This is a genomic window from Clostridium sp., assembly GCF_036642255.1.
GTDB lineage: Bacteria > Bacillota > Clostridia > Clostridiales > Clostridiaceae > Clostridium_J.
This window is the reverse complement of record NZ_JAVWDJ010000025.1, coordinates 43,201-62,986: the sequence shown is the minus strand read 5'-3', so window position 1 is coordinate 62,986 and position 19,786 is coordinate 43,201. Positions and strand designations below refer to the sequence as shown.

General features: G+C 29.4%; 16 protein-coding genes. 2 read left to right on the top strand and 14 right to left on the bottom strand.

Translation table 11 applies throughout. The features are described 5' to 3' along the window. Positions 1 to 156 precede the first annotated feature (156 nt). From RR409_RS13715 to RR409_RS13670, 10 genes are all read right to left on the bottom strand, one after another. Positions 157 to 2,010 carry an AAA family ATPase gene (locus RR409_RS13715; protein WP_332558333.1) on the bottom strand — a complete coding sequence of 618 codons (1,854 nt, stop codon included), beginning with the start codon at positions 2,008 to 2,010 and terminating at the stop codon, positions 157 to 159. Next, positions 2,003 to 2,491 carry an ABC-three component system middle component 2 gene (locus RR409_RS13710; protein ID WP_332558332.1) on the bottom strand — a complete coding sequence of 163 codons (489 nt, stop codon included), beginning with the start codon at positions 2,489 to 2,491 and terminating at the stop codon, positions 2,003 to 2,005. The genes RR409_RS13715 and RR409_RS13710 overlap by 8 nt, the downstream gene beginning before the upstream one ends. Beyond that, positions 2,491 to 3,555 (bottom strand): ABC-three component system protein, encoded by a 1,065-nt coding sequence (locus tag RR409_RS13705; RefSeq protein WP_332558331.1) that lies wholly within the window; start codon positions 3,553 to 3,555, stop codon positions 2,491 to 2,493. Before RR409_RS13705 ends, RR409_RS13710 begins: the two co-directional genes overlap by 1 nt. Before the next feature lie 220 nt (positions 3,556 to 3,775). Beyond that, complete coding sequence (locus RR409_RS13700) at positions 3,776 to 5,230, bottom strand: TnsD family Tn7-like transposition protein (RefSeq protein WP_332558330.1); 1,455 nt, start codon at positions 5,228 to 5,230, stop codon at positions 3,776 to 3,778. Between the two features lie 2 nt (positions 5,231 to 5,232). Then, positions 5,233 to 6,879, bottom strand: a complete 1,647-nt coding sequence (locus tag RR409_RS13695; protein WP_332558329.1) for an AAA family ATPase — start codon at positions 6,877 to 6,879, stop codon at positions 5,233 to 5,235. Continuing rightward, a complete protein-coding gene (locus tag RR409_RS13690; RefSeq protein WP_332558328.1) occupies positions 6,869 to 9,016 on the bottom strand; it encodes a Mu transposase C-terminal domain-containing protein in 2,148 nt (715 codons plus the stop codon). Before RR409_RS13690 ends, RR409_RS13695 begins: the two co-directional genes overlap by 11 nt. Continuing rightward, complete coding sequence (locus tag RR409_RS13685; protein ID WP_332558327.1) at positions 9,006 to 9,785, bottom strand: TnsA endonuclease C-terminal domain-containing protein; 780 nt, start codon at positions 9,783 to 9,785, stop codon at positions 9,006 to 9,008. Before RR409_RS13685 ends, RR409_RS13690 begins: the two co-directional genes overlap by 11 nt. 171 nt (positions 9,786 to 9,956) lie before the next feature. Beyond that, complete coding sequence (locus tag RR409_RS13680; RefSeq protein ID WP_332558326.1) at positions 9,957 to 10,610, bottom strand: DUF1643 domain-containing protein; 654 nt, start codon at positions 10,608 to 10,610, stop codon at positions 9,957 to 9,959. 49 nt (positions 10,611 to 10,659) lie between these two features. Then, positions 10,660 to 11,208 (bottom strand): site-specific integrase, encoded by a 549-nt coding sequence (locus RR409_RS13675; protein WP_332558334.1) that lies wholly within the window; start codon positions 11,206 to 11,208, stop codon positions 10,660 to 10,662. A gap of 969 nt (positions 11,209 to 12,177) precedes the next feature. After that, positions 12,178 to 13,182 carry a hypothetical protein gene (locus RR409_RS13670; protein WP_332558325.1) on the bottom strand — a complete coding sequence of 335 codons (1,005 nt, stop codon included), beginning with the start codon at positions 13,180 to 13,182 and terminating at the stop codon, positions 12,178 to 12,180. Positions 13,183 to 13,487: 305 nt separating this feature from the next. Here RR409_RS13670 and RR409_RS13665 point away from each other — a divergent pair, with 305 nt between their 5' ends. Both RR409_RS13665 and RR409_RS13660 read left to right on the top strand, forming a co-directional pair. Then, the gene (locus RR409_RS13665) at positions 13,488 to 14,471 is read left to right on the top strand and encodes a ParM/StbA family protein (protein WP_332558324.1); all 984 of its coding nucleotides are present in this window, start codon (positions 13,488 to 13,490) and stop codon (positions 14,469 to 14,471) included. Beyond that, a complete protein-coding gene (locus tag RR409_RS13660; RefSeq protein WP_332558323.1) occupies positions 14,458 to 14,742 on the top strand; it encodes a hypothetical protein in 285 nt (94 codons plus the stop codon). The genes RR409_RS13665 and RR409_RS13660 overlap by 14 nt, the downstream gene beginning before the upstream one ends. Before the next feature lie 113 nt (positions 14,743 to 14,855). Here RR409_RS13660 and RR409_RS13655 read toward each other — a convergent pair whose 3' ends face one another. The 4 genes from RR409_RS13655 to RR409_RS13640 form a co-directional block, all read right to left on the bottom strand. Then, on the bottom strand, positions 14,856 to 15,479 hold the full coding sequence (locus RR409_RS13655; RefSeq protein WP_332558322.1) for a hypothetical protein: 624 nt from the start codon (positions 15,477 to 15,479) through the stop codon (positions 14,856 to 14,858). 43 nt (positions 15,480 to 15,522) lie between these two features. Beyond that, positions 15,523 to 15,771: a hypothetical protein gene (locus RR409_RS13650; protein ID WP_332558321.1), complete on the bottom strand. Its 249-nt coding sequence runs from the start codon at positions 15,769 to 15,771 to the stop codon at positions 15,523 to 15,525. Between the two features lie 25 nt (positions 15,772 to 15,796). Beyond that, positions 15,797 to 16,510: a SprT family zinc-dependent metalloprotease gene (locus tag RR409_RS13645; protein ID WP_332558320.1), complete on the bottom strand. Its 714-nt coding sequence runs from the start codon at positions 16,508 to 16,510 to the stop codon at positions 15,797 to 15,799. Positions 16,511 to 16,572: 62 nt separating this feature from the next. After that, complete coding sequence (locus RR409_RS13640; RefSeq protein WP_332558319.1) at positions 16,573 to 19,767, bottom strand: type I restriction endonuclease subunit R; 3,195 nt, start codon at positions 19,765 to 19,767, stop codon at positions 16,573 to 16,575. Between the last annotated feature and the right edge of the window lie 19 nt (positions 19,768 to 19,786).

The following is a 19,786-nucleotide window of genomic DNA, read 5'->3' as shown; positions in this document are numbered from 1 at the left end:
GTTATGAGTTTGGGGAGTTTTTTTATTAGTTGGGGATTTTTATTAGTTGGATACATAGATAGTATTAAGTATTAAGTATTAAGTATTAAGTATTAATGTAACCATATTTTAATAAAAATTTTCCACCTATAACTAATATTATAAAGGCATATTATTTCATTTAATATCTTCTATAGGTAAAAAACCATATCTACCAACTTCTTTATTCTTACTGAAGTGATAATAATTTATTTTACTTTGATTATCTTCATCTGGGTCAACATTATCTAAAATAATAATTTGCATATTTTTACTCTCATTACTAAGATATTTATAAAACATTTGCTTTACTTCACTTTTTATCTCGTTTTCATCGGCTTCTTTATCTCTCTCTTTGTATGTAGTTAGTGGAGAGTCAACTATAACTACCTTAGAATGCGGTAAGTTAAATTTGATAGAAAATTTCATAAGTGCAATAACAAAAGCTGTATTAATTAATGACCTATATCCCTTACCATAATTCTCCTTGTGTTTATTATTAATAATAAAATCCATGGTAACTTTATCAAAAGTCACATCAACGCTATCATATAGCTTCCACTCTAATAAAATATCACCTATAATTTCACATAATTCCTCATAATTTACATCAGTTATTTCATTTACTACTGGTATATTATTTTTGTCTTTACCTAAATCTAAAGCCAAGGATTCTTTTTGGACTTTAAGCTCTTCAATCCTCTTTATAGCATATTCTTTTTTCTTAATATCATCTCTTATTTGTAAAAAGCTATCTAATTGACTTAAATACTTATCTATTACAGGCTTTAATTCATTATTGATTTTTTCGTCAATTAAATTAAGACATTCACCAAACTTATGTATTTCTTTGTCAGTAATTAAAATTTTTTCTTGTAAATCCCCTATGGTAGATACCAAGTCAATAATTTGATTTTTCAACTTGGTCCTCTCACATTTTATAGATTTCTCAATAATTTCTTTTTCAAAAATACTACTCACAAAATCATCTTTTACTTCTCCATTGCATAGTGGACACTTAATATCATTCAATTGCCCCAAATAGAACCCCGCTTCATCTATAAAATCTAATCTTTCTAAGTCTGATAAATAGTTTTCTTTTAATAATCTAAATCTTTTTATGAGTTCAGCATGGTATAGGTTTTCCTGTTTTAACTTAATATTATTATCCCATACTGACTTTCTTTCACATTCCAATATATCAAGTGTTTGCTTTTTACCCTCAATTATATTTTCCAATCCGTTAATTACATCGTCCATACTATCATAATTAGCATTATATTCTGAAATATGCTTTTCTAATTCCTCAATTTCCTTAACTGTATCAGATATAAACTTATCTACAAGCTCAATTTTAGCCTGTAAACCTACCTTTTTATTAGTAGAATGATTTTTTACCATATAAGAAGAATCATCTATACCTGTTACAATAGTTTTGAAAGCTGACTCATTTCTTGTTTTCTTGAAACCACCTTTACCGCTATAAATTATTGAAGTTTTTGAAATTACACTTTCCTCATTTAACATAGTAAAATGGGCAATATCTCTAAAAGTAAAATTTTCAAATTTTCCTTTTTTATTTGAAAGAATCTTCGTGTAATGTGCATTGCAAATATTTAATAGAATTGTAGATATGTTGTTTTCCTTTTTCTCATCATGTGTAGCCTTTATTTCAACTGGAACACTACTATCAATTTCGTTAAATGAACATTTATACAAAAACATTTTTTTATCAGATAAGTTCCTTCTTATTGTTATAACTTCCCCTTTATAAGTTTCAATTTCTATATTTACTTCATTATACCCCTCATCAATAGCTCTTGGAACATCTCCACCTCCCAGAGCGAAATTTATACATTCAAATATATAAGTTTTTCCTGTATCTGAAGCACCAGAAACAACATTTAGTCCTTGATACAATTTTATTTCGGCATTACTTTTATCAAATCCCTTAATTATTAATAATTTTATATAAAAACCAAAATCATTCAACAAATTCACCCCTAAACAAAATATCTGTTTCATTTTCATTTTTCCAATTATGTATACTGTTATTTATAAATTTATTTAGTTCTACTTCATTAAAATCTTCGAATCTTTTTATAACTATATCAGCATTACTACATAATTTAAAATAATAATCGCTTTCAAAATATGATAAAAATATATTTCCTATTTCGCTATCTTTATATCTAATGCCGTCCTCAGAGCAAACTATATTAACTAATCCTTTTTTTATCAATAAATTTATAGCATTTTGAACTACTTTTCTTTTTGCTAATAATTCTGTAGCGTGATATGGATTAGCAGGATGTAAGCTCTGATATTTTTTATCAAAATCACTTATATGTAACATTAAATAGTCATATATGATAATTGAATTTAGTTCCATTGCACTTTCGCACCTTTTTAATATTAGTAATATTCTAATTCCAATTTCAATAGGAGTATTATATATTTTAATCTCACTCATTATTTATCCACCCACTTCAACTTAGTTTCATTAACGAGTTCGTGACACATTCCAGCTTTTTCGCTTGGATTTATTATTCCTAATTCAATACTTTGTAAAGGTAAACTTCTTGCTACCTTCAATGTATCATTAACCTTCTTTATCAAATTACTGAATTCTTCTAAACTTATATCTATAACACCCCTATATATCTCACTTTTTATATCATTATATGGTTCAAAGTCTATGTATTCATCTCTGGTAAATCTTTTTAATGCTTGAGCTAAATGATAATCTTCTCTCTGTCTACTAAAATGATTGAATAAAGTATCATCTCTCTTTAGTGTATTTATATCATTTACTTGACCTTTAGAAATTTCAAAATAAATCTCTAATAGTTGTTGCACGTATAACAAGTCAATTTCATTACCATCAATGCTCTCTGGTATAACAGGCTTTGACCTTTTTTTTAGTCCACCACCAAATCTAAACTTGTGCCATTTTGTTAAACTATGTTGCTCTAATAATTTAATTTGTGGAATATCATCAACAATTGAAAAATCAAATTCTTCAACATATTTTTTAAATTCATCGTCTAAAACAACTTCTTCGCTTAAAGTTATTTTCTTCTTACAATATTTATTCCAATTTCTCACAAGTTCCTTGTTGATTTCTTCAGGATTGTCTAAAAGGTCTCTTAACGCTTGTCCTATTCCTTTACTTGCAACTATATAGTAATGTACAGGTATTCTATAATCTTTTTTATATGTGTAGTAACACAACTTTCCGAATTCTACCCAGTATTTACTTGGTGATAATGCTTCCCCATAATGCTTACACTGGTAAATATCAAAATCAGTTTTATTATAATATGCCACTACATCTCTTCCTTTATCACCTGAACCAGCCATCCCCGCTACTTTATAATATACAGTTTTCAAATAATCATTTGCCCACTCAATAATTAAATCTTCAAATTCACCGTCATCCATTATTTTTAATCTATCTAATGGAGCTATTGCTATTCCTGTATACGGATTGTAATTTTCTGGCAATTTAGGTGCTTGTATTTCCTCTAATTTCATCGGTAATCCTCTCCAAATATACTATATAAAATAATTTTTGAAATTTGACTCTATCCAAAATTTTCATATTAGAATATTTTTTTACATATTGCTACAATTAATAGTATATATTCACAAGCTTTAATTGTAAATATATAGACAAACAGACAAAAAATACAAACATTGTTTGAAATTAAAACTGATTTTTAATTCACTTATTATGGCAATAACTGTATCTAATTTATCTTACTCCTGCTTTTCTTCTTATAATCCATTCGCTTTCTCCATTTTTCACTAAATTTTCTCTTACCCAATTAATTCTTCTCTCTTGAAAATCCTCAACTGTTTCTACTTGTTCATTTAAATATGCCTTTGTCTTTGGCATAATATCTGTATACTTTTGCAATAAGTAAGCCTTGCCTATTTTTCTTCCAACAGCTCCAATTGTAATCCGCTCTGGCTTTTCTGTGCTATTATACATACTTTTAATAACCTCAGTAACTTTCTTTAATAGCTCTTCATCTCTCTTCTCCCAATTAATTCTCTTACTATAACCATATGTCCTTTTCAGGGGAGAGTTTTCATCTAACCACTTTCTATCATATCTACTTAACCAAGTATAAGTGGCACAATCTAAATCTTTCATGAAACTCTTACTCTTATTAAGATAACCTATTCTTAGTTTTAACCATTTTTCCCTATATACTGCTTTTTCTTCATCTGTTTTAACAAGATAAGTTTTACCTTTCTTTACCTCTAAGTAATCTGCATTAAATAGAGCTTCTATATCTATATTTAAGTATTCTATCATCAATAAATGCTGAATTGTATGAAAGCTTTTCCTATGTTTTCTTGTAATAGCAGTTACCCAGTTAAACCCATTTTTAGTATCATAATTACAGCCTAAAAGTGTCAAATACTCTTCGCCATAATAGCTTTTAATATCTCTTAATAATTCTTCTTGATATATTTTCATCCTACTTTCAGCCATTCCTTTATCTATTAAGTATTTTAGGTAATGCTCCCTAAAAAAATTCATTTGTTTATACTCTAAATTACTATTGATAATTATATTAACGTTTTTACTGTACGTTTTTTGATGTTCAATAATATTTTTATTAAGATTTATTAAAACTCTATCTTCGCTACTTATTGTCATATCTAAATTCAAATACTCTTGCCGATTTCTTAATTCAACTGACTTATTGCTGATTTTAAGCTCACAAAAGTGTTTATGACACATTATCGTTCCTTGTAATTGATGTTCAATGTGCCAATATGCTTCTCCGTGATTATATCTATCTTCCTCAATACAATAATTGCAATATTTCAATAAAGAGTGTGTCTTGATAGTATTATTACACATTCCTAAACTTGTATATATTAGAGAACCATTCCTTTCTAACATTAAATCATATACTTGTTTAGCCCTTTCGATTGGTAGAAAGGAGGTATAGTATTTGTATAATGTATGTTTTTTAATAATTTCATCAGCTGTAAGTATACAGTTCTTAGGTAAATTTCTTAGTAATAAATTAACATTAGCAGGTAGTTCTCTACCTGCTGTTATTGTTGTTGTATTAAATAAATCTCTTAAAGTGGTCTTAACTGTTAAATTTCCACTCCAAATATGATACCTTGCTATAACACTGTATAGTGTTTCATTTGGATATGGCGTAGGGAAGAATGTTACCATTTTTAAGTTACCTCCCTTATTAAGCTTTCAAAGTTTTTAATATAGTTGTGACTTTTTAATCCATCATAAATTGAAGTTTCACTTTTTTTACATTTATCAGCTACATATCTTATATCATTTTCGTCTTTTAATATAATTTTAGATTTCTTATTCTTCTTTTTATCTAAACTATCATTACTTCCTATTTTCATCAAAAGCCTTAACATTTCTCTAATAATCTTATTTATATCTGTGGATTCTATATAAAGGACTTGTTCTAAATATTTGCTTATTTCACCTTCTTCAAAGCCTAAATCTAAAAGCCTTATTGTAATCTCTTTTTTAACATCAAAAATTTGAGAATTTACTTTTTCTTCTCTTGCTTTTTTAAAATGGTCAATTTTACTATTCAGTAAAATCTGATTTTGCTCATTATTTATAAAGTTAGAAACATCTAATACAATTATATCGTTGTAAAGAGGTAGGCTTTTTGTATTTCCAGTCTTTATTGCTTGAAGCATAGGTCTTACTAACTTTAAATTTTCCTCTGCTACTTTTCTTATTAATAATGGTGTAATTGTTTCTTTTTTTGAAGAAATTGCTCTTATCTGTGACATAAAAAATAATTTAATGCAAACATCAATTATTCCTTGTGATTCATCATAAATTACATCTAATAATTCTTGAGTTAATGGCTGTGGCTTTTTAACCCACTGGTACTCCCATAACCCTTCAATCAATAACGTCCACTGTTCATCTTTTTTCAACCTATCCCATACCATATTTCCACCTTGGCCACTTCCTCTACGAGCTTGTCTAAATTCATTTTGTAATATTGGCATAGCTTTAGGAGTTCCAACTGTAATTATTGGAAGTGATAATGTATTACTCATTGTCACAAAGTAGTTTAACATTTTTTCACATCCTCCACTTTTGGCTAAACTCAAATGTTGAATTTCATCTATCACCAATAAACCTAATCCCACGATTCTTGATATTTGATTTATTATTGGAAGCATTGCATTTGCAGAAAGCCTTGCCATACTATATTTGTCAAAATAGTTAGTTGATAAAATCCTATCTACTGCTGAAAAGTATTCGAGACAAAGTGCTTTTATCGAACCATCAAATGGACAATCCAGTTTTAAATATGTTAATTGAGTCATAGAAAATGGTTTTTTTTTATATTTTGAATGTACGATGACTTGAGGCATTGTGTTTAGTATTTTTGATAATACTGTTGTTTTACCCATACCACTAACCCCTATAAGTGAAAAACCATTAGATGTTGTCATAAAGTTTTTTGTATTATCTACTGTAATTTGTTTATTTATTATATCTTTGTAACCATTATTTAATTTCCTTACATAAGCTGAATTAACTGGATTTCTTCCTATATACCCCAATCTAATACTTCGTGAAATTCTACTTTCCAATTCTAAATGTATTGGCAATGGTTGGAAATATTGAAAAACTCTTTGTATTAAATGCAGTCTAATATGAGCTTCATATTCTCTTTCCTTTATGTCAAATTTTGGATAATACGAAAGTTTGTTTATGACATCTGATTTGTTCAATATTTCTGGAAGGGCTTCTATAAATGGATTTCCTTGATATTCTGCAATTAATTGTTTAGAGTAATTAGCTTCCATCCCCAAATTATTGTTCATTAGATTCCCCTCCTTTTTGCTTTCTCTTGAGCAATAACATATCATCTTCACTTTCTTCCGATTCTAATACTGGATATTGCAAAACTATTCCTGAACTTGCCATTTCATCTTTTCCAAGAACAAAAGCTTCTTTCTTCCTATTTATAAGTTTCTCAGCTTGTCGATTAGCCCTTATTCCCTTAATACTTGAATTAACTAACTTAATATGCTTTGATTCTTCATTTGCTTCCATAACAATTTCCTCTATCTGATTTATTAAATTTATTCTTTTTTCAACTTCATCTATTTCAATATTTTTTACCTTTAACATTTCTTTTTGTTTAAGATACTCAATTTCTTCAAGAGTCTTATCTAAATATCTATACTCTTTATTTAATAAAAAACATTTCTCATATTTTGTTCCACTTTTATCTATCCAATAAATATTGTTTAGATTACGTGGTTCATATGCAATATCTATTTTAAAATTACCTTTTGACCGTGCAGTTTCAAATAACTTATCACTTATAGCTGTTACTGAACTATAATAAATACCTTTAAATCGAATTCCACTTTCTGTAATAGTTGCTTGGTCTCTGGGCATTAGACTTAACTTTATCAGCTCTTCTGGTGCGGTTCTTAATATTCCACTCTTATTCTTTATCCCCCAATTCCATAATTTTATTGGAATTGCCTCTATTTCATCTTCTATCATCCCTTTTTCTCTTTTGTATCCCTTTAATATGTGATGATTATTGTGAAATAGAATTGATAATATTAAAATCTTAGTAAATTGTTTAATATTCAATTTAGAATCCAACCTATAATCCTTTGCACCACGCTCTCTAAAATCTGGATTAATTGCTCCTGGAATTAAAGCCTTGGTTTTTATATTTAAAAGCCTAAATTGTTGTTCTACAATAGGTTTCCATTCTGGTCGAAATGGTGGAGTATTGGACACCTTAATTCCAAGGTTATTTACTAAATTGTCAGCGTTAAATCCCTCTAATTCTCCCCTATCTCCCAATATGGAATATGGTATGTGGTGTACTGGCCATTCTTCCTCACTAATTTCAATATCATACTCCTTGCAAAATTTAACTTTATCGGACATTGCATTAGCTAAAGCACTCATTGCTCCAACCCATGAAGGACCTTCTAAAGTAACAGCTACTCCAGAAACCAAACGAGTATAACAATCAACCACTATATAGATAACTGGTCTTCCAATAATCCATTCCCTTTGAAATTGAGATACTAAATATACATCTCCCACAGTTGCGTCTATTTGGTACTCCATCCCAGGTGCAGTAACTAAATCATTAACTGAATTTAGAATAGCTCTATGTTTTTGATAGAATATCCTTGCTCCACTTCTACTTGTAAATTCTTTTTTTATATCTCTTTCCTTATTAACCCAATACCTAAATTGTACTAAGGAAGGAATCTGATGTTTATCCTTTAGTATCAACTCTGCTTTTCCTTCAACATTTATAACTTTTTTGCTAAAATATTCTTTTAGCATTAAATGATATGCTGTTACCAATGAATTTTTTTTCTGATTATAATAGAATTTATTTATTGAAGTTTTAAAAATCTTTTTTATATCTTCATCAATATTAATACCACTATTAATATCATTTAATTTAGGACGACCTCTTTTAATTTGCCCAACTCCCTTCTCCTTATCTCTACCACCGCAACGATATGTGTCAGGTAAAAGCGAGTTACGGTTCATACCTCTCTTCCAATACCTCTTAATATAATCCTCAATAGTTCTCCTACTAAACCCATACTTTTTTATAATATAAGAAATATACTTATTCCTCTCTTTAGTTATAAAAATGTTTGGTTCACCTATATTTTTATAAAATTCCAAAACAACTTCATATGCTTTATTCCTCTTAGCAATATCTTTTTCACTTAATCCATTGTCGTCAACTAATCTATAATATATTTCATCTGAAACAGTCTCAATTTTATTTTCACGTAATAATGCAGTTAAGTCAGATACATTGGCACTGTATGGCCATGAAGTATCATAAATATTAATTAAAAAAACAAAATCAAGTTCTTCTGAAATCCATAAGACCCTTTCTATTGAATTTTCATCCTCTTTTTTCTTTAATAAACTATTTAACATTAAGCTATAGGACATTCTTAGTCACCTCCTGATATCTCACATGAAAATTATCTGAGGATAGCCCAATATCGATTGGTTTATATAAATCAGCAAGAATCTCTTCATTAATAATCATTTTCTTGAATACAACTAATGAGGTACCAATAGGAAGTAAAAGTTCATTATCGGTATTACTTAGTAATTCTTTTACAGAATACTTTTTTTTGGCAATCTTGCTGAGTATAACTTCTTTAACATACCGCTCTTTTTCATATTCAATATCAACATCTCCCATATATAGCCACTTTATATTATTAACCTTTGCCATTGGTATATCTTTATTAGTAATAATAGTCCAATTAATTTCTTTCGTTTGCCAGTATCTCCTTTCTACTTCAAGCTTCTCTAATAGCAAATCCCTATATAATTCTGTTTCATTTCTAACAGAAAGAGCTAAATATTTCTCCTCTGATATACCTTTTAATCTAACAACAAATGTTGTTGTAAATATATACTGTTCACCAGTTTTTTTATCTTTAAATTTATCTAACCTAATATTACTTAAATCTGATACTACCTCCTCTAAATCCAATAAAGGATAGTGTTCTTTTATATCTGTTACTTTATCTTCAAAATCAAGAAGATAAAATAAATTTGTTTCTAAATCACTTATTAAGTGATGAATTCTATTAGTAGTTTTGCCTTTAATTCTTGATACCCTGCCCTTTGTTGAAAAATCTTGTATTTTTATGCCTGGGGTATAGTTTTCATCTTTTACTTTATAGTAATCACCTACATTAAACATCTTAAATTGCTCCCTTCTCTAAATAACAAAAGGTATTGACTTTTGGCAACCATAATTGTTTTTTTTATGGTTACTTAAATCAATACCTTTTTAAAATATTATTTTGTTTTTCGAATTAAATTATCAACCTTATTCTACTCATCAACAAGCTGAAAGTTATTGTTCTTAGAGTTATTTACTTACGTGATAATATTCAGCTCTTTTCTCTAATGTTCTCATTACCCAATCTTCTAAAGCAGTTGAATAACTAATAAATTTAATATTTTGGGGTAATCTTGAAGGATGTCTTGGATAACCTAATATACTTAAATCATTGCAACATAGTACCTCAATGTTAATCTTCGCTAATATCGAAAGAACATCATTTTCTCGTTGTCTGTACCATTTTTGTTTACCGTCACCCCAAGCTATTATTACTTCATTTACATTTTCACAGCTCTGTCTAATTAAATCATCATTGTTGTATAAATCATTGTTACTAATTCCTGCTACAACCTCATAACCATACTCTTTCATATAATCCTTTAACTTTTTTGAATCCTTTTCAAATACCGAGAATAAGTTTAATATTGTTATATACTTAACTTTTTTCTTTTGAATATGAATTTCTTTTATTATTCTGTTTACAGTATCATCTGATAACTCTTTATTTGCCTTACTTGGGTTCATCATTATTATAACTATCTTTTCATAATTTTTTAAATTATTAGTTCTATTCAACTCGATTTCAAGAGAATATCTTTTCAGTGGCTCTATACTATTATCTTCTTTTATATCTAAAACTGTTTTAAAAAAATTATTATCATACGGTACATACTTATCCATATTATCCCCCCTTCTAAAATTTCCTGTTAATTTACCTCTTTAATATTTATCATAAATTCAAATTCATATATACATCATCTAAATCATCCTGAGTAATTCCTAAATATTTTCTGGTATTTGAAATACTACTATGATTTAAAGCTTCCATTATAAGTGCCAATGATACTCCTGATTTGTATGCCCAATATCCCCAAGTTTTTCTCATAGAATGAGTTGAAATTGCTTCTTTTATGCCAACATAATCTCCTGCATGACTTAAAATGAACGCGGCCTGTTGCCTGGTAATGGGTTTGTTTTTTCCTTTTCTTGATTGAAACACATAATCATCTTGCTCAAGGTTATATTCTTTCATAAACTGAAGAATTGCCTTATTTAAATTTTTAGTTATAGGAAATCTTTTAGCTTTACCAGTCTTTTTTTCATTTAGCATTATAAATTCCTGTGGCTTTTTTCTATCCCAAATATCTTTTACTCTTAATGCTAAAATATCAGATATTCTCAATGCACTGGATATTCCAACCATAAACATTAGATAATCTCTAACATCTTTTCCTTTTAAGAAGCTCTTCATAGCTTCTAACTGTTTCCTTTCCCTTATAGGGTTTACTGTATTTATAGATACTCCCCCAAATCTTACTTAATTTTATTTTTTTATACAATATGTCATATTCAAAGTTTAACTTTTTTATTAAATCTCTATAAACCTTTAAAATAGCCATTTTGAATCTTACAAAATGCTTTTGTGTAAAATTCAAAAATTTTAATAAATAATGCAGATACCACTTGAAGTAGTCTGCATTTATCTCAGTTATATATGTAAATTATACCATTTTAAATTTATTACATTCAATGTAAAATCCTAAATACATTGTTGAAGTTAGGCAACACAAGGACCTAAATAATCATACTTAACTTAATCGCTTATAATTTAACTCGGTAAACCATAAATTATTGCTATGAAGAACGATACTTTATTCAAATATTACTGTATTCTACCATTAATTTTTACCTTGTATATAGTATCAACTTACTCTTCATTCAATTCTTGCACCTTTCAAAAATATTTAAATTTTCTCCCTCAGTTCTCTTATAGAAGACATTTAGAAACTACTTCTATAGTTATAATTTTTATAACATCTCCAACGCTCATTACTTAATTATCTAAAATAGTATAATGTTTACTATATAACATTAATAAAAAAACTGTACTGTAGCCCAATCAAAGTTAGCTAATAGTACAGCCTATATCTGGATTTAATTTAATTCTACATTGGGACAACATTTCTGCAACTCCTTCCCTTTTAAATCTTTGCTTAATTGTTTCTTACATTTTCCCATATATGTTAAGTTACGCTCAATGATTATGTTTATGAAAACAAAAGAGCTAACATCGCCACCCCAATGTCAATGATTCGCTACGCCAAACGCTAAATTTGTACTGATAAAAACTCTCCAAAGTTCTTTGCCAAAACCTCGGTATTTGAAATTGCCAGTCACACAATTTAAATATATTGCAAAAAGAGACTAAAACAATCAAAAATTGTGCATTAATCTTTTAGCTTTATCGTCATTCTAATCTTAATTTACTAATAAATTTTAATGCAAATGGATATATACTCTTTACATGCTCTTTAAATTTCTCCTCATCTCTATTATTCTTGGCATAATTACAAGTGACGCAAGTGACCTGAATATTACTTGTATAATAATCAACATTAGAATTAATTCTATCTAAAGAGTTAATCTTTATACTCTTCTTAGTACTCCCATCAATAATTTCTCTACTATACTCTCTACCACAATACTTGCATGGCTTTACTATTAGAATTTTATATTTTTCAAAGGAAACTTTAAAAGACCTTCCCATTTTTTTTGTGTCTTGCTTCAGTTTATTATAAGCGTTTTTATACAACATATTCTCTCTATCTTTTTTACGTATCTTTCCCTTTGTGTTTGGTCTGACAGTTGTTTGTAATGGACTAAATCTTTCATTAATATCAATTTTTTTATGTAAAATCATGTAATTATATGTCCTGTATATCCAGTTTGCAAAATAGCTAATATTGCTTTCATGTTTGCTGTAATTACACCACTTACAACAACTTACAACATTTTTAGTTATATAACCCAAGTTATTATCCATACGGTCAATCCCGTTTATTAAGATTTCTGTATTGGAATATTTATCTTTTCTAATTTTGCTTCCTTTTTCCTCACAGTAGTAGCACTCTTTATCTACAATATTAGAAAATTCTTCAAAACTAATAATATTATCTTCTTGTGAATTTAGTTTTTTGCTACGCCTTATAATAGATTGATAATATTCTTCTTTCTTTAGTACCTCTACACGGTCCATTTGTAATTCAGGACCTTCTGGTTTATGTGTATCCCCGCCACAATGCTTATTTACCTTAATTGAATCAGACCTCATTACTTTTTTATTGCCACAATCACACTCAACTTCATAATAAAACCTTCCCTTATCTTTTTTAACAAATTTTACAACTGAAAGCATATTAAACTTCTTGCCAGATAAATTCTCAGAAGGTTTATCCTGTGGTTTTCTCGCCATATTAATACCTCATTTAAATTTTACATAAGTTTACAAATTCTATTATGATATTAGTATGTTTGATAATTTATAAGTTATACCCTCTTTAACTTACTATTAAATGTAGTAATAAATTTCTAATAGAGTCAATGCCAAAAATATTGACTGTAGATAATAAAATAAATTACTCCTATATCCATGTCCCTACTTTTCTCACTTTGTCGCACTTTATTAAACACTTTTAGTGCTACAGAGTAGTTATAAGTCGCCCCCTTAGTGCTTATTATATAAAAACATTAAATTTAAGAAAATTTGGAGGAAATAAAATGAAAGATATTTTAATAGCTGTAGATACTGGAAAACATAGTACTAAAGCACTTATAAACTTAGGACAAAGAATAGAAAAAGTGGTATTTAGAACTAAGGTTCAAGAAGTACATAACCTTGGGGTAGATATTACTCCTAACTCATATTTGGTTGATTTTAATGGTAAATCATACTTAATAGGAAATATGGTCAGTGAGAGCCAAAGTGATTATAGTATAAGTAAAAGTTCAATAACACATCAGCTTTCTATATATGTGGCAATAGCTAAACTTATAGATAAGGCTGACGTAATGAAATTTGGATTACCAAATGTTCATTTAGCAATAAACCTTCCTATAAATATATATAAAAATAATACATTAAAAATTCAGTATCAAAATATGATACAAAAAGATAAAGAAGTAATTACATTAAAAATAAATGGAATCATCTATTGTTTTAGGATTACCAATATAGTGTTAATGCCTGAAGCTGTAGGAAGCACCTACTACAGACCAACAGAATTTAGAGATACTAAAGCTACCGTTATAGACATTGGTTCATTAAACACTACATTCTGTACCTATAAAAATCTAATCCCAGAATTAGAAAGCATGGTAGTAGCAAACTCTGGAATAAGTATTCTAAGAGCAAAGTTAGCAGAAACATTAAAATCTAAGTACGGAATTCACATTGACGATAATGACACAGAAGAAATCTTAAAGGATGGTTGTTTATATATAAATGGGAATCGAGTACATGAGAGTATAGAAATTATTAATGAGTTAATAAATAATCATGTATTGGAGATATTCAATTTTGCCAAGAGCAGAAATATTACATTTAATAACTCTAAGCTGGTTTTTGTTGGTGGAGGTTCAATCCTTCTACAAGATTATATCCTAACACATTATCCTTCAGCAATAATAGAAGAAAACAGTCAGCTGTCAAACGCATTGAGCTACCTCAAAGTACTGGAAATTAAACATAATGGCAAAAAATAAAATTTCAATAAGCTTTTCAGAAAAAAAACTACATATATATAATTACCTTAAAACCAAGGATAACATTAGCAGTTATATATGTGGATTAGTAGAAAATGATGTAAGCAATGGATACGATAGCCTGAATTTAGATAATAGGATTAGACATATGATTAATGAAATATTGAAGGATAAACAAATTATTGATTCTTCAGTATCCTCCAATGGTATTAGAACTAAGGATAGCGAAATTACAGACGAAGACATAGATACTATATTAAACCTATTTTAGATAGAAAAATAAGTAAAGAGGGAATTACCAACCAGTATTCCCTCTTAAAACTTTTTAATCTTATAATTTGCTTTGAGAAGTATATATACATATAAGTATCCTAAATCCTACCTTTATCCCTTTATTACTATACAAGACTGACTTAACAAATTAATATCATGTGATATACCTGCTCTTAATATTGCGGCCGCTACTAAGTTATATGGATTGTCTACCTTAATAGCATTTGCCTTTACTAAATCAGTATATTTTTCGATAAATGCTCTAATAGCCACTTCTGCGTCTCCATGGTGGGTCGTAGATTTAGAATTTTTAGATACAAAAGCCTCCCAGATGAATAGGTTTAAGGGCTTATTAGTGAATTCATTCCACTCGAACGTTACCTTAATATCTATCCTCGTCAATTCCTTAATTCTACTCAGTATCCATGCACATTCAGATAGTCCAGTAGCTAAAGCACCACAACCTGCCCCTGCACTCCAAGGTCTATCTCCTTCACCCTCTCTTGCACTGGTTAGATTTAATGGGTTATCGGATATAGGAACAAATAGAGGACATTCAAAACCTAAAGCAACTTTATCTCCATTTGATAAATCCTCTGCAATACCAACAACAAAATCTTCAATACTGATACCAACTCTAAATCTTTCATTTGTTCCTAATACGGCTCTGCACCATCCAAATCTTTTATTTTTAATTGAGCCAATGTCTGCACACCATACAATAATGTTTTTCAATTAACAACATCCTTTTATAGTTAATATGTGTATATGGTAAATATTAAGCAACTTTTGTAAATTCAATATGTTTCCCCATCCTTAGCTCTGTTATCTTCCATCCACTTTCTATCCATGCCCTTGTTACTGTATGAGTTTTACTTTCTCTCCAATAAGCATTATATTCATAAGCTGATTTCGGAAGTTTAAATCCAATTATATTTTCAATATCATCATAAGTTAAAACTACCTTATTATCTTCTATTGTCTGAAAATACTTCATTAATGCTTCATATTTATAATCCCCTAACATAGTACACCATCTCCCTGTTCAATGTTTACAAATCCATTCTAACACCATAATTTTTTAGCCATTCTTTTCTAATCTCATAGTCTGGTAACACCGAAGCTAATAAATCCCAGAAGTTTTTAGAATGGTCTTTATGATACATATGGCACATTTCATGTACAATAATGTAATCTAAGGCATTTGATTTAGCCATTATACATCTCCAATTAAACAAAAGTTCATTCTTTGATGTACAACTTCCCCATCTCTTCTTCTGCTCTTTAATCTTAATACCTTTTGGAGCTACATTGAAAAATCTTTGGTAATAACTAACTCTCTGCTCTATTATTTCCTTAGCCTTGTCTCTGTACCATTCTTCCATAGACCTCTTTATTATTTCTTCATCCTTATCTTTTGATTTTACTACAAACTTCCCTCTATAAAGCTTGACTTCTGACTTCCTAATACTTGAATCTACTTCTATCTGTAAAGAATAGGTTCTTCCTAAATACATAAAGGACTCTCCATTAACAAATTCTCTGTTAATCTGCTTACAGTTCATATGCTTAAAGGAATAGAGTTTTTGAATAATCCAACTTCCTTTGCTTTGTACTTTCTCAAGTATCAGCTCCTTATTAGTACCCACTGGTGCAGTAACAGTTACAACATCTGGAGGTTCTACTGCAATCTCCATAGTTTTTCTATTCTTAAAAACTACACTAAAAGCTATATTTGTTGTTCCATACTTAAACTCCATTTTCATATTATAAACCTCAATTCTGTTGCATTGACTTTGTATAAAACTACACCTATTCCTTATAAGTTTTAATTTTTCTCTAATACTGCAAAATGCTTTTTAGCTAAATTTAATAGAGGATTAACCATACTTTTTCTTATATTTAGCTTTATCTGCTTAAAATAATTTTTATTTAACATCATAAATATGGCTCTTTCAATGTCACCTGTTTTACTTTGATTATTAATCCAATCAACTGCATAATCATCTTCAACTGCTTTACGCACGTCCAAAGCGATACTCTTAGATAACTCTACAACGTCATTACTTATATAACTTTCACTTTCTTCCTTAATTCTATCATCTTCTACCGCTTCATCTACTATATACTTTTTAACAACTTCGAAGAAAGCAAATTCCTTTTCATCTAATCCCAGGATTTCCGATTCTGTTTTTGTACCTTGTTCTACTTCCCTTTCAATAAACTCTTCAAGCTTCTTTTTTCTTTCAATCCAATTATTCTTAGTTTCATCAAGTAGTTTTTGAAGTTTTTCTAATAAACTTGTAAAAAATACTGGATTGTCATCCATTTTCACACTTATTGCATGTTTTACTGCATGTTCCATAGCAGAAGCCTGAGCTTCATCTGACTTCAATGTACTAATTTTACCTTTGAAATCATCCTCAAACAGTGTAATAGGCTCTATCCATTGAATAACTCCAAGAGACTTTAGATGTTCTTCAATTATTTCCCTAACCTTTTCACCACAATCACTTATATCTAACTCTTCCTCTGGGCTATACTTTGCCTTAGCTCCTGCTCTAATATACCCAAGCCACTTTAAATCATTCAAAATATCTGTACCCACATGCGAAGGAAGTAAAGCTTCCACCGCACCTAAAAAACGCTTATATCCAATCTCAAATTCGGCTCTTTTATCCTGTGGTTCTAAAATCTTAATTAATTCATCAAGGTTATTTTTATCCTTACCTTTGAACATGCTTATTACAGCTTCCCTATATGAAAGCATTTCTTTATATAAATCATTAATAGGTTGCATAGGTTGCCCTAAGTCTTCTTTATCAAATATAGCCAGTGCTTCTTCTAAATAATCAGACACACCATAGTAATCTACAACATAGCCACATTGTTTTACAATATTATCTTTCTTAACTTTGTAACTATCTCCCTTACGATTAACCTCCATTGTGCAAGTTCTATTAACTCTTGCTATTGCCTGTAATAAATTGTGCTCTTTTAAAGGTCTATCAAGGTACATTACTTGTTCAATAGGTGCGTCAAAGCCAGTTAAAAGCATATCCTTTACAATAATAAAGCATAACTTATCCTTGTTAATAGGTTGCTTGAATCTATTAATTATACCTTCTTGCTCTGCCTTAGTGGTAAAATGTTCCTTCAAATACGTTGGGTCATTCAAGTCACCAGAGAATATTACCTTCGCCTCTAATTCTTCTCCAATAACTTCTTTCATATTTCCCCTTAGAGCATTATAGTATTTTACACAAGCCTCCCTGCTTACACATACTATTTGTGCCTTAAATCCGTTTGGAAGTATATTGTCTCTATAGTGTTTAAGCATATCAATAGTAATGTCATTAATCCTATTTTCAGCTTCTACAATAGCCTTTTTATTTGCATACTTCTGCTTTATAGCTTCCTTCTCTTCATCACTTCTATCAGCAAAAGCTTCATCAAATAATTCGTCTAAACTTTCAGCTTTTATATGAAGCTGAGGCATTCTTCCTTCATAAACTATTTTTACAGTTGCACCGTCATCAACTGCTTCCTTTATGCCATATTTATCTATGTAGCCTCCAAAAGTCCTTTGCGTTGACTTGTCATCTTTATCTATTGGAGTACCTGTAAATCCTATAAAGGTTGCATTTGGCAGAGCTGTCCTCATATTTAAAGCAGTATCCTTATATTGACTTCTATGAGCTTCATCTGAAAGTACAATAACGTTAGACTTTGTGGTTAAGACTTCATACGGAAGAATGAATTTCTTCTTTACCTTCTTCCCATTCTCTATAACTTCTCTTTCCTCAGTCTCACTTTCAAACTTTTGAATAGTTGTCATTATAATCTTAGGCTGGGCCGCAGATAAGAGTTCTTTCATCTTTGAGATTTTATCTGCTCTTTCTGGTGTTGTAATCTTAGATAAGGTCCTTAAAAATGTGCCATAAATCTGTTTATCCAAATCAATCCTATCAGTTACAACAACAATTGTAGCCTCTGATAGTCCAGAAGTTCTTTTTATCTTCCTTGCTAACATTACCATAGTTAAGGATTTGCCTGACCCCTGTGTATGCCAAACAACTCCTCCTCTTGATAAGGTATCTTTACCTTCTTTTAGTCTTTTTATGGCTTTATTAACAGCTCTAAACTGCTGGTATCTGCATATCTTCTTTATAGTAATGCCATTATCCACTTCAAATAATAGGAAGTTTCTCATAACATCAACAAGATTTTTCTTTTCTAAAAGTCCTTGGATAAAAATATTCTGTCCAAAGTCCTCTACTTCTTGAACCTTGTCCCTTTTTATTGGATAAGGGTCCTTCCATTCCAAGTAATGATTGTACTTTGAACTGATAGTTCCTACATAAGCATGATATTTATTTAGGATACCAGTTAAGAAGTTTGTATAAAAAAGCCTTGGGTTTCCTTCTATAAGGTTTCCGTCCCTCTCATTCATATATCTTCTGAGTTGTTCAAAGGCTTCCTTTTTACCTGTATTTTCATTCTTGGATTTCTCTAAGAATGGTGACTTACATTCTAAAACAACAACAGGAATACCATTTACAAACAAAACTATATCTGGATAAATAGATTTACCTAACTGAGTCTTTACTTCAAATTGTCTTGTAACTAAGAAGTCATTATTTTCTACATTATTCCAATCCATAAAATGTACCGTCTGTGGCTTCTTTTGCCCATTACCATATATGTCTTGGTCAACAGTATATTTCAAATCTACAATATCCTCGTATAACTTTTCATTAATCTCCAGGAGGCTTGTCCCTAAATTCTCAGGTCTGCTTAAATGTCTGATAGTCCTATTAATATTCCCTTCATCCATCCATGGATTTAGTCTTTTCAAAGCTTTTTCGAGCCTTCTAACTAAAATAACTTCAGTAAGGGAATCTCTTGCTCCCTGTTCTGGAGTTAAATCTTTACCATGAACAAATTCATAATCTAATATATCTTTTATATAATCTATAGCTGGAAGCTCTACAAGAGTTGCTTCATTCCCAAGGTAAGACACTTTATCACCCCTAAATCAA